Origin of the sequence: Nocardia aurea, assembly GCF_003123685.1 — a bacterium.
Lineage (GTDB): Bacteria > Actinomycetota > Actinomycetes > Mycobacteriales > Mycobacteriaceae > Nocardia > Nocardia aurea.
The window spans coordinates 210,473-221,458 of record NZ_QCYJ01000103.1; the positions used below are offsets into that span (position 1 = coordinate 210,473).

Annotated in this window: 12 protein-coding genes; 4 read left to right on the top strand and 8 right to left on the bottom strand. The window is 64.7% G+C overall.

Features of this window, described 5'->3' with window-relative positions; genetic code table 11:
- Nucleotides 1-28 precede the first annotated feature (28 nt).
- Nucleotides 29-658: a TetR/AcrR family transcriptional regulator gene (locus tag DAT37_RS22120; RefSeq protein WP_232839923.1), complete on the top strand. Its 630-nt coding sequence runs from the start codon at nt 29-31 to the stop codon at nt 656-658.
- A gap of 3 nt (nt 659-661) precedes the next feature.
- On the opposite strand, the gene DAT37_RS22125 is transcribed toward DAT37_RS22120, so the two are convergent.
- The 3 genes from DAT37_RS22125 to DAT37_RS22130 all read right to left on the bottom strand — a co-directional run bounded on the left by DAT37_RS22125 (nt 662) and on the right by DAT37_RS22130 (nt 2,842).
- A complete protein-coding gene (locus DAT37_RS22125; RefSeq protein ID WP_109526743.1) occupies nt 662-1,249 on the bottom strand; it encodes a TetR/AcrR family transcriptional regulator in 588 nt (195 codons plus the stop codon).
- A gap of 584 nt (nt 1,250-1,833) precedes the next feature.
- A complete protein-coding gene (locus tag DAT37_RS44195; protein ID WP_157978612.1) occupies nt 1,834-1,983 on the bottom strand; it encodes a hypothetical protein in 150 nt (49 codons plus the stop codon).
- 19 nt (nt 1,984-2,002) lie between these two features.
- Nucleotides 2,003-2,842, bottom strand: a complete 840-nt coding sequence (locus DAT37_RS22130; protein ID WP_109526744.1) for a hypothetical protein — start codon at nt 2,840-2,842, stop codon at nt 2,003-2,005.
- A gap of 295 nt (nt 2,843-3,137) precedes the next feature.
- Here DAT37_RS22130 and DAT37_RS22135 point away from each other — a divergent pair, with 295 nt between their 5' ends.
- Nucleotides 3,138-3,803 (top strand): IS110 family transposase, encoded by a 666-nt coding sequence (locus DAT37_RS22135; protein ID WP_109526745.1) that lies wholly within the window; start codon nt 3,138-3,140, stop codon nt 3,801-3,803.
- A gap of 143 nt (nt 3,804-3,946) precedes the next feature.
- On the opposite strand, the gene DAT37_RS22140 is transcribed toward DAT37_RS22135, so the two are convergent.
- Nucleotides 3,947-4,270: a hypothetical protein gene (locus DAT37_RS22140; RefSeq protein WP_109526746.1), complete on the bottom strand. Its 324-nt coding sequence runs from the start codon at nt 4,268-4,270 to the stop codon at nt 3,947-3,949.
- Nucleotides 4,271-5,567: 1,297 nt separating this feature from the next.
- Between DAT37_RS22140 and DAT37_RS22155 the strand changes: the two genes are divergently transcribed.
- On the top strand, nt 5,568-6,053 hold the full coding sequence (locus DAT37_RS22155; protein ID WP_157978613.1) for a hypothetical protein: 486 nt from the start codon (nt 5,568-5,570) through the stop codon (nt 6,051-6,053).
- Between the two features lie 196 nt (nt 6,054-6,249).
- Here the strand turns inward: DAT37_RS22155 and DAT37_RS22160 are convergent, their stop codons facing one another.
- On the bottom strand, nt 6,250-6,705 hold the full coding sequence (locus tag DAT37_RS22160; RefSeq protein WP_157978614.1) for a hypothetical protein: 456 nt from the start codon (nt 6,703-6,705) through the stop codon (nt 6,250-6,252).
- Between the two features lie 620 nt (nt 6,706-7,325).
- Between DAT37_RS22160 and DAT37_RS44200 the strand changes: the two genes are divergently transcribed.
- The gene (locus DAT37_RS44200; protein ID WP_157978615.1) at nt 7,326-7,502 is read left to right on the top strand and encodes a hypothetical protein; all 177 of its coding nucleotides are present in this window, start codon (nt 7,326-7,328) and stop codon (nt 7,500-7,502) included.
- 504 nt (nt 7,503-8,006) lie between these two features.
- Here the strand turns inward: DAT37_RS44200 and DAT37_RS22165 are convergent.
- The 3 genes from DAT37_RS22165 to DAT37_RS22175 are packed head-to-tail and all read right to left on the bottom strand — an operon-like array spanning nt 8,007 to nt 10,383.
- Nucleotides 8,007-8,876 carry a DUF2637 domain-containing protein gene (locus DAT37_RS22165; protein ID WP_109526751.1) on the bottom strand — a complete coding sequence of 290 codons (870 nt, stop codon included), beginning with the start codon at nt 8,874-8,876 and terminating at the stop codon, nt 8,007-8,009.
- Nucleotides 8,873-9,952: a tyrosine-type recombinase/integrase gene (locus DAT37_RS22170; protein ID WP_109526752.1), complete on the bottom strand. Its 1,080-nt coding sequence runs from the start codon at nt 9,950-9,952 to the stop codon at nt 8,873-8,875. The genes DAT37_RS22165 and DAT37_RS22170 overlap by 4 nt, the downstream gene beginning before the upstream one ends.
- Nucleotides 9,949-10,383 (bottom strand): hypothetical protein, encoded by a 435-nt coding sequence (locus DAT37_RS22175; protein WP_109526753.1) that lies wholly within the window; start codon nt 10,381-10,383, stop codon nt 9,949-9,951. Before DAT37_RS22175 ends, DAT37_RS22170 begins: the two co-directional genes overlap by 4 nt.
- Nucleotides 10,384-10,986: the final 603 nt, after the last annotated feature.

Sequence of the window (10,986 nt, forward strand, 5' to 3'; positions counted from 1 at the left end):
CGCTGTTCGGGGCACTACTATCGACGCCATGACCGGCACCGGAGCGCAGGACTACCTTCAACGACAGGAGCAGCGCAGCCGGATCAGCCGTCAGCAGATCCTCGACGCGGCGGTTCAATGTCTGGTGCGCTACGGCTACGCGGGTGCCTCGACAGTGCGGATCCAAGAACTCGCCGGAATCTCGAGAGGTCGCCTGCTGCACCACTATCCTTCCCGCGACGAGCTGCTCGTCGGTGCGGTACAGCATCTGGCGGCCGGGCGAGTGGCTGAACTACGCCAAGAAGTGGGTGCGACGATCACCGCCGACGCCGCAGCCTACGAGCGCATCGACCAAGCGATCGAGCAGATGTGGAAGAACTTCGATCAGCCGTTCTTCTGGGCGTCGGTGGAGCTTTGGCTCGCCGCGCGGCACAACCAGACGCTACGAGAGGCGCTGCACCCGGCCGAACGCCAATTGCAGAATACGATCTACGAAACGATCGAAATCATGTTCGGACCGGTATGGGCAGCTCGCCCGTTGTATCGACACACCGTCGATGTCCTTCTGTCGAGCATGCGCGGTGTCTCGATGACTTACGGATTCGACCCACGCGAGCCCGCGAAAGATCCGCATATCGCCGTGTGGAATGACACAGCGCGCGCCCTCCTCGCAGGGTGAGGCTCAGACCGCGAGAACAGCAACTGCCGCGGTGGTGAGAATCCGACGCAGCTGATCGCCGGGCAGGCCCGTGTTGTGGAACAACGTCGACTGGATGGCGCCGATCGAGGCGTGGACCACGGCGCGCGCCTCACCGTCGGTGAGATCGTCGCGGAGTTCGCCCAGCAGGTGAACCCACTCCTCCAGATACATTCGCTGCTTGCGACGTAGTCGGCGCCTGTCTTCTTCGGGCAGATTGTTGATCTCGTTGTGGTACACCTGCGCCAGCTCGCGATCGGCCACCACGAATTCGACCTGTCCGTCGACCAGGCGGTGCAGTGCCTGCCGCAGGTCCGGAACGGATTCGACGATGCGCTCCTGGTCGTGGAGCAGATTGTCGATCGCGTGATCGAACAGAGCGACCAGCACCGCGGATTTGCTGTCGAAATGCCGATAGATCCCCGAACCGGTGATCCCCGCCGCGCCTCCGATGTCGGCCATGGAGACCGAATGAAAACCGCGTCTGGCTACCAAGTCCGCAGCGGCATGCAGGATCCGCACCTTCCGCGCCGGATCCCTGACCCGGGCGGGAGGCTCGGCCTCGTCGGTCATCTGCTCGGTGATGGCAAAACCTCCGCTTCTCGGGCGCGACCGCCCCCACCCATGTTATTGGCTGTTGACTAATTCCGACCTCTTTGAACGTAGAGGTCGGATAGAATCGCTCTGAACAGCCAATATTGTACTGGAAGGGGCATGTCGCCAAGCAGTAGTAATTCTGTGTTGATGCGCGATCGTCCGCTGATACTCTTCCTTCGATAGCCGACTAGGCCATCCGGGTGGGGGCGTCTGTTCCCGATATCACCGCTCGAGGCAAGTGTCAGCGCGAACGCTCGCCCGGATTCGAGCACCGTACATCCGTACCTGCGGCAGAGGCCGGCGTCGGCGGAACGGTAACCCGCACCGGCGGCGGCCAGACTGGCCAGGGACGAGGTCGGATCCGCGGTCTACTTCGCACTGGACGCCGCAATCACTGCGGCTCCGCTCGATGATCGTGGAGCCGAATCCGGTCACGTCGCCTGCAGGACTCGTGACTGCCGTGCCGCTGGAACCATTTGTCTGCCGCTGTCACGGTCCCAGAAACAGCCGCTCACACGGGAGGCGAGGCAGCCGCCGAAGATCATCGGCGGCTGCGCGTATCAATTCCAGTGTGCACCACTGCTTGGCGCCCAATCCTCGATCACATGCCGTGCCGCCTGCGCGGTGATGGCGTAGTTGAAGCCTACGCCAGCCAGCCAGATGCGCAGCTGCACATCCCCTTCCGATGGAAGCCAACCTTCGGCCGTCACATGAGACCTCCTCACCGTGTCACGCCACAGTCGACGCACTACTTCGAATCGGGACTCCGTCGGGGTTCGCGGCCTGTCGCGGACCGGGGAGGAATCGATGCGCGCCGTTGACCGCGACGACGCACAGTGCGAGCGTGAAAAACGTTGCTGTCCATACCAACCCGCTGGAGAACGAAGGTTCGTTCAAGTGCAGGGCGATAATGAGGGGTGCGCCGAGGCCGAAGTTGGCGCCGAACATTGTGATCGGGAAGGCCATGAGCAGGCCTGCTAGTCCCCAGGGCGTCGACACGCGTCGCCAGATCGCAACCGCCAGTACGGTGAACAACACGACCTGGGTGCCTTCCAAGACCCCGATCACCAGCGGATAGTTCCAGATACGCAGTTCGTAGGGCCCGTAGTACGTATAGACGTTGGTGCCGGTCCCGATCATCTCGAACACACACGAACTGAGAACCTCGATACCCCACACCACGAACAGTCCTTGCCGCCCGAGGCGCCCCTCGTACATGCGACGCCCGGCATACAAGCACGCGCTCGCGTACAGGATGATGTATCCGCTGTGGGTCCAGTTCGGCTGCACAACACCGAAGGCCGTGAAATGCGACTGCATAGCGCCGGGCTGTCCGTCGTGCACGTCGTAGAACCAGAGGTCGAAAGCCACGTCGTAGAGCGGTTCGGCGAATGCCGCGACACCGGCCGCGAGCCAGGCCATCACATAGAACGGCGTCCGCTGCCGGGCACACATCCGGATCGCGATGATCAACATCGTGATGGCCACGGCCCAACTGGCCCATGTGAAGATGTTCTGCCACACCAAGTCGAGTTCGTGCAGTCTGACCTCGTCGGGTACTCGTCCCATGGACTCTCCTAAAGCTGCGCCTACCGAGTCGACACGGCCGATACCGGCCGTCGACGACATCTACGACGCTAAGCGGACGCGAGAGCGCTCACATCCCACCTCAGTGGCATACGGGTGGGCCTTTCGAGAGGGATTCGCGGGCGAGCAATCCGGCGTACCCGGTAGTGCGCCTGACCGGATTGGGACAGCTGGGCCGAACGGCATCACGATATCGCTCTGGTCGACACCGAGGGCAAGCTGGTGGCCAAGCGGCGAATCGCGGAATCCGCCGACGGATTCGCCGAGTTGATGTCGTTTGCTTGCCGACGCAGGCGACAGCCGTGAGGATCCGATCCCAGTCGCCATCGAGACCACACGCGATCTTCTGGTCGCCGCGCTGCGGGAGACCGGACGCGCGATCTACGCGATCAACCCGATGGCCGTCGTTCGCTACCGTGAACGCAACACCGTCTCCCGCAAGAAGTCCGACCATGCCGACGCGATGGTTCTGGCGAACATCCTGCAGACCGACGCCCATGCCCACCGGGCACTGCCTGCCGATAGCGAGCTCGCTCGGACTATCGCGGTCTTGGCTCGCGCCGCCCAGGACTCGGTCAGGCGTCGCACCAGAGCCCTTCAGGAACTGCGGTCACTTCTACGCGAGTACTATCTAGGGTTCCTCGCCGCATACCGTCGCGGCGGGGTGACCAACCTCGCCAGCCCCGAGGCGCGCCAACTGCTCGCGCTCGCCCGACCCCGGCCGCTGGTGCCAAACTCACGCCAACGCGGCATCGAATCGTTGGCTGCCGAAGTCCACCAGGCACTGCGGGTTCCGCAGCTGCGGCAGCGCCCGCTCGTCGAGGACGCGTTGGGCGGTCACGCGCTTGCGTTGGTCGCTACCCTCAACGCCGAATGCGACAACGCCGACCAGCTCGGCGAAGTCACCATGGACACGTTTCAACAACACCCGACCACAGTGTGATCACCAGCTTTTCCTGGAATGGGCGATCTGAGCGCGACACGACTTCGTATTCACCTCGACCCCGCTGGTCATGCAAAGGGTTTCGGGTGACCATGCTGAAACGCAATGCTTCCTGCGAGCGTTTCCGGTGCATAGGGCGGGCCCTACCCAGATGGCGGGACTATCCGCTGAAAGTCACGCAAGGCTACAGCAATAGCCTCCAACCTTGGATGATTCGCACCGTCGTACAGCAGATCGCGCACGGTATGAGATGCGGCCAGGATTGACGCGCCGGTTGCCTCGGGGTGTTCGCTGGCAGTTACAGGAATCATCGCGATCAGTCTCTCCAGGTATTCCACGATGAGGGGCGCGTCATGATGTGAATGGTCAGCGAGTTTGTAGAGGGCACGTGTCATGGCCGCGAACGACTGAATCCGCAGATCGCTGACGTCACGGGTGGGAAGGTTTTCGAGGCAAGCCTCTTCCATACAGAGGTAGCAGACCGCTTCCGTCCATTTACCGAGAAAACCAAGTGTTCCCGCAAGGTTCCCCCACAACTGTGCGGAAGACGAGTAGTCGGCGGCCGCGGGTGTCGGCGGCCAGGAGAAGTCGGTCTCCGGTCCGGATGCCGGCGCGGCGGCGCACGCGCAGCGGTATCCGCAGGTGGCCCGTCCTTGTCCAGATGCAGTTCTCCCTCGACAGAGTCGGCGATGGCGAGGGCACCGGGTATCGCGTGGACACCGAGGCGTTGTTCGGCGCACCAACCCAGCGCGTCGAACAACGGCTTGTTGATCACGCGCCCCGCTCGATCGATCGGGCGGATGTCGTAGGTGGTGGGTCGCGGCGCCGGCGGAGGTGCGGTGAGTGCGGGCAGCAGCAGCGGGACACGCCACTGCGCGCCCACTGTGTGGGCGCCGACAGGCTGGCTGCGCGCCGTCCCGAGGGCTCGATCCGGGAGCGGCGTGAGGCTCGGGGCGGGAATCACGTCGCTCACCGGCGTGTCCCTGCGTGGAGGAGTCGGCCGTGGTTCGGTCGGCGGCTGATCGATCCGGTGTCATTAGGGTGAACCAACACTCGGAAGGCAGCGGATTCGCCATCGTGCAGTGTTGGAATTACACCTCAACAACACACAAGATGCGGCGAATGCGCAACTTTGATGTGTTCATAGCGCTGACCATAGCTCGTTTTCGGGGCGGATTGTCCAGTCGGCGGCTGTCCTGCCAGGGGGTGATGTTGTGCGGGTGCGAGGGGGTGGGCTTCGCCGGTGAGGACCGAGACCGCCTCAGCCAACTCGACCAACGACGCGCGGACGTATGTGAAGGTGGCCGAGCCGTGTCCTGGATTGCCGAGGCTGTGTCCGGCGTAGGCGCGGGCAATGAGTATGCCGAATTCTCGCTCGACCCGTGTGAGAGCCGTGTGGCGAGTGCGGTGCGCGCCGACTCCGAGCGGGTCGCCCCATGGCAGGTAACGGGGAATCGTGTCGAGAGTGTGGTCGGATCGGCGCCGGGAGATCGGTAGCTCGGCCAAGCCACCAGGGTGAGGCGAGGGGCGTGCCCGCCCCGGCAGGCGTGACACTTCGGACCGCGCCCTCGCGCGTCGGTGAAGTCCACCGCACCCAAGCCGACGCTCGAGCAGTTGGCCCAGGAGATTCGCCTCCGGCTGCGTGGGGAGTAGCATCTTTGGCGGAGGATCAGCAGGCTGGCTGTTGTTGGAGGTCAGCTTATGGCTACACGTCGACCGCCGCGCTCAACGCGAACGGCTCGGTCACCGGAAATGACTCAACGAGTGCAACGTTCACGTGATCGTGTGCGCCGTCGCCGGGAACTTGCCCGCGAACGCGATCGCGCGATCGCCGCAGCGGTGCGCCGCTATCTGTCCGGCTGGCAGGCGATCACCGCGCGCGAGACCAAACGCGACGCCGAGATCGCCGAACTGCGCCGCCAGATCAGCGTCATCGAAAACGAAGCCGCCGCCCAGATCGCGAGTCTGCGCGCCGACCAAGCCAGTGCGGCCATGACCATTCGTGACCAGCCCGGCTACACCGACGACGACGTCGCCGATCTGCTCGAGATCACCCCGAAACAAGCCCGCCAACTCATCACCCTCGCCCGGACACACGCCACCGCCCCGCCTGCCCCGCCGGAGGTCACCGAACAGACCGACACCACGCGCGAGCAGATACAGCCGACGGAGGAAAAACACGCCGACACACACGGCACGCAACCACCGACTGCCACCGTGCTCGCCGAACGGACCGAACAATCGCGGTGACACCGGCATCGCTGCCGACCATCGAGATCGGCTGTGCGCGAACCATGATCGGCGGCGTGTCCCTCGACAGCGCCAGTCTGTGCTGAAATGTGCAGTGTGGCGAGCCGATTGGTGCGACACCCGCCGACCTGACGACGACCGCGCCGGGTGATCGGAGTGTGGGTTAACCTGTCGGATAGTCTCTATCGCTCGGTGGCTATCGGGTGTCGTTGTAGCGGCCGACCTGCCAGACATGCCAACGGAACTGCTGCGGTGACAACGGCTGTCGCACCGGGACCCCCATCACGGGCGAGTACGGCCAGAACGCCGCCCCGCACCGATGGCAATAGAACCCGGCCCGCCACAGCCCGTGCGCGTGCGGGCGTCCACGCAGGATCCGGTTGTTGTGACGGCGTCGGCCCCGCGCAGCCGCGAGCGTCAACAAGCCCGGCGAGGCGTAGACCCCGACCATGAACACCCCCGACACCGCCATCGACATCTGGGCTCGGCCCGGTTCTTCGCTTACCGTGCCGATAGCAAGAACGAGGAACATCAGGAACGCGGGAACCAGCAACATCCAGCCCACCCGCGTCAAACGCCGCGTCGGCTTCCAATCGGGCTCGCGGGCGAAACTGTCGGCCAGCGCGGTGGTTCGAGTCCGATCGACGGTCATGGTGCCGAACACCGGCACTAGCCCACCACCCGATACTCCGAAGCCCGAATACGATCCGCTCCCCATCGAGACCGAGGTCCCGCCCGAGCACAACGCGGGCACACTCTGCACCCAATCGAGCCGTCCACAACTCGGGCAGGTGATATCGATATCCATCCGCGGATCTCCCGGTATAGCCACCGCGCAGTCATGGCGGCGCGGTGATGCTGCCTGCGATGAAACCTCTGGCAAATCGTATTGAACACCGGAAGAACTGCTGTGTCGATAACGCGAATCTACGTAACGCATGGTCTGTTTCCTTTCGACGGTGCGTGAGCGAGTACTCCTGTTGGCGATTGCGATCACGGCTGTGAGTCGGCAAATAGCTGGTAATTGGCGGCGGGTCTCGTCCGGGGAATCCGGCAGACCGCAAGTGCGGCCAGCCCGACCAAGGACTGTCCTAGCCGAAACCTGTGTGACAACTCACACCATCGCGGCTCAGTTGGATACCTCGCCCGCAAGCCCGTCCCCGGGCGACGGAAGGTCGTTGAACCAGCCGGTCACGAGTCCTGGAAGACTCCGACTAGAGGGTGACGCTCGGGTCGTCACCAGCAGGCGTATATGGGTCGCGGGAGGCGCTGATGGACGGCTCAACGGAGGTCACCGGCTGCGAGAGGGACAGTGTGCGCGCGGGCATCGTGTACGCAGCAGGTCGGATCATCGAGCGCAGTGTCGATCCCAGCATCACCGCGGAGGCACGCAAGATCCTTCGCCTCGCCCAAACTCTGGAGTCGCACCATCCCTACACACCCGGATAAAGGCCAGCGCTGTCGAGATAGGTGCATCGGTCGCGCGAGGGGGCGATGTGAAGGGTTCTGTCGTGATCGTCGGGCATCTCGTTGTCGACCGAGTATGCCCCAGCAGGTTCGCTCCGATCTGCGCCGATTGCGGACCATCGCTCTCCGAGGAGGTAGCGACTGCCCCGAACGGCCCCCCAACTGGCGCATGAGTCACACCAGGTGTCCGCGCCCACGCTCTCGCTGCCTGACCAAGTAGCCGCTACCGGGCAGATAAGTCGGAACCTCACAGCGTCGCGTAGGCGCGATCGTCAGCGACCGATGTCAAAGGCACGCCAGTATTCACGTGCTGGCCGACAGCAGACCGGCGCTCACTTCCCGCTGTGCCGCGTCAAGGACGGGCCGAGTGTCGAAGATTTCGTGGTTGCCGGGGACGCTTCGGGCCGAGCGTGCGTCTCGGCCCGAAGCGATTGTCAATTCGTACCAACTGGGGTGTTGATCTCCAAATCGGCTGCGCTGGCTAAGTCACCCACCCCGACGGTGGTAACTGTCATGGACAGAAACTGTCTGCTTATCGACGTCGTGAGCGTGAAGACTGGCGGCGTCGCTGGGTATTCGACTGATGGTGGAGCGACTCTTGTTCAACTCGGTGGCAATTCGAGAGGGATTCCAGCCGTCGAGATAATGGTGTGTCAGTGCTCTGGCGACCAGGGCAGGGTCGCGGCGCCTGCCTGGATCACGTGCGCACAGTCGCGCCGCCTCCGACGAAAAGTCTCGACCTGCGTCCTCGGATGCAGGTGTCGGCGTGTGCACGGAACCGGCCACCACCGATCGAGTCTGAACAGTCAGACCCCTGACCGCCACGGGTTCCTCGTCCAGCGGCGACGCAATACCGTTCGCCTGGTTGGTTTCGTGTGCACCGTGTTCTCCGTGACCAGAGTGTGCGAGGGCGAGCAGTGCAACGGTGGCCTGTGCCATGGACCCTTCGATGATGACGGGCCACAGCCACGCCTCCGCCCGAGGGATCCCGGCGGTGATCGCCAGGGACCGGAGCGCGGTGAACGACAGCCAGAACGCGCCGGTGGCGATCAGGATGGTCATCGCGGTCGCCACCCACCGTGTGGCGCGGATTGCGGTGTGCGCACGCGCGAGGACTGTCACCCCGTGGACTGCGGCGAGCAAGGACAGCGGCGGGATGACCGCGACCGCAGCGGCCACGACCGGCAATGGAGTGTCGTGCAGGAGGGCTTGTATGGCGTTGCTGGTGATACTGACCGTGGCCGCCGCTGCGAGCACCGTCCAGAAGAAGCCGTGCGCACGCGAATTCGGTGCGTTCGCGTCGGGATCCGACGTCCGCACGGTGCGCGTGGACGAGTTGAAAGCGCGGTCGGTCATGAGCGGGGTCCTTCGATCGTGGGCTCGGCGTGCGGTCGGTCGGGCCGGTTGTGGCGGACGGCGGGGGCGAGCGGATGGGTTTCGCCGGTGAGAACGGCCAGGGCGGCGGCGATCTCGTGTAGGTGGGCTTTGACGTAGGTGGCGGTGACGCCGGCGTTTTTGCCGCGGTGTCCGGCGTATTCGCGGGCCACGGCGTAGCTGAAGGTGCGTTCGACCCAGGTGAGGGTGGTGTGGCGCAGCCAGTGAATGCTGACGCCCTGGGCTGCAGCCCAGGGCAGTTCCTCACCGATTCGGTGCCAGATGTGGTCGTAGCGGCGGGAAGTGATCGGTCTTCCGTCGTGGTAGCGCAGCAACTGCTCCGCGCGCGGGCTCCCGCGCTCGGCCGTATGTTCCATCAAGCCGCGCATCAACGTCGGTGACACCGGTTGCCAGCGGTCGCTGCCGTCCTTCTCCCGAAGGAAGATCAGGCACTGGTCTGGGTCGAGGTCGTGCGGACCCAACGTGAGGGAACCGCTGCGGCGGCACGCGGTTTCGATGTGCAGGCGCAGTACCAGCGCGTCGAAGTCGGGGTCGTCGCCGGTGGTCGCGGCGGCGGTCCAGATCTCGGCCAGCTGATCCGATCCGATCGCGTACCGGTGTGACGGACGGCGTGTCGGGCGGGCGATACGGCGGGCCGGGTTGTCGACCGGGCGGATCCACCCGGAGTCCTCGGCGAACCGGTAGATACAGCGCAGCGCGCTGACGAAGTTCTCTGCCGCGCCGGTGCCGCCGCGCGAGGCCCGGTTGGTGCGGGCTTCGGTTTGGATGCGGCGGGCCATGTCCTCGAACTCGGCCTTCTCCGGTTCGTCCAGGCGCCGCTCGGCGCAGTGGGTGAGCAGATGGGTGAAGTGTGTGTCGTAGGTACGCAGGGTCCCCGGCGACAGCCGTGCCCGCACCCTCGGGATGACCTCGGCGAAGGTCGGCACCGCGGTGCCGGGAGCGACGAGATCGGCAGGGGAGATCCCCATCTGGGTCAGCAGCAACCGTGCGGCGGCGAGGGTCTCGGCCGTGACCGGCGAGGGGCTGGAGGCCGTCATCGGCGGACCTCGCTCACCGAGGCGAGACTGGCCGCGCACAATTCGTCGAGTGCGGCTGGTGGGTGGATCAGCAGCTGATGGTGGATGCGGTGCGCGATCAGTAGTGCGCGGTCACCGATGAGGAGCCCGATCCGACGGCGCAACCGGTAGGGGACACGGAAGTAGCCGCCGTCGGCGAACGCAGTGTCTGCGCTGGGAACCGGGCGAGCCAGCAATACACCGGCATCCAGATGTGTCAATTCCAGGCGGATGCCCGGCTGCCGGCCGAGGGCACCGAAGACGGACCGGTCCACGATCCGTCCGCCCGCGCCGACGGTGCACAGTCCGTACTGGACGTGCACGTTTCGGGGACGGACCGAGCGGTTCGTGACCTGCGGTCCTGAAACGAGTTCCTGCAACGGCGACCGCGGCGGGATGACCGGCGCGATCACCGCGAATCGCTTCCGCCAGCAAACATCCGGGATACGGCAGGAGTGACGGAAGATGGCAGACGTGCCACCGAAAAGTGCAGGTCAGAAGGTGAAATCGCAGCTCAGGCTCCTGGGATAAAGGGCCCTCGCGCACACTGCACGAATATCTGTCACGAATGACAAAGATCTGTGCGCGAGAGGGGACTACCGCACACAGGAACGCGTTGTGCAGGGGCGAAAATCTGGCGGATATCCGAATCTCGTGTCGGCATCGGACGTGACTTGGTCGGCGTGAGCGGAGTTGAGAGGGTGCGGACATCTGATGCGCGTCCCCTGTGTGCGATGTTTCGGCAGACAGCGCCCCCGGATCTACATCCGGCGAACCGGTGCGCGACGGTGCTTCGCAAGGCGGGCGTTGGACTACCGGATGATAGGACGGCCGTATCGACCAGAATCGTGCGATGGCCGGGAAGGTGAGCGCGGTTCGCGCACAGGCACGTACGAAATACGCCGCACAGGGCGCGACTGAGCAAGGATTCCCGCGCGGCTATCGGGTGCCCGTGCGGGCCGGATCAGATTGCTGCCCGCGGTCCTGCTCGCCCTGACTGCCGAGCTCGGGGTGGC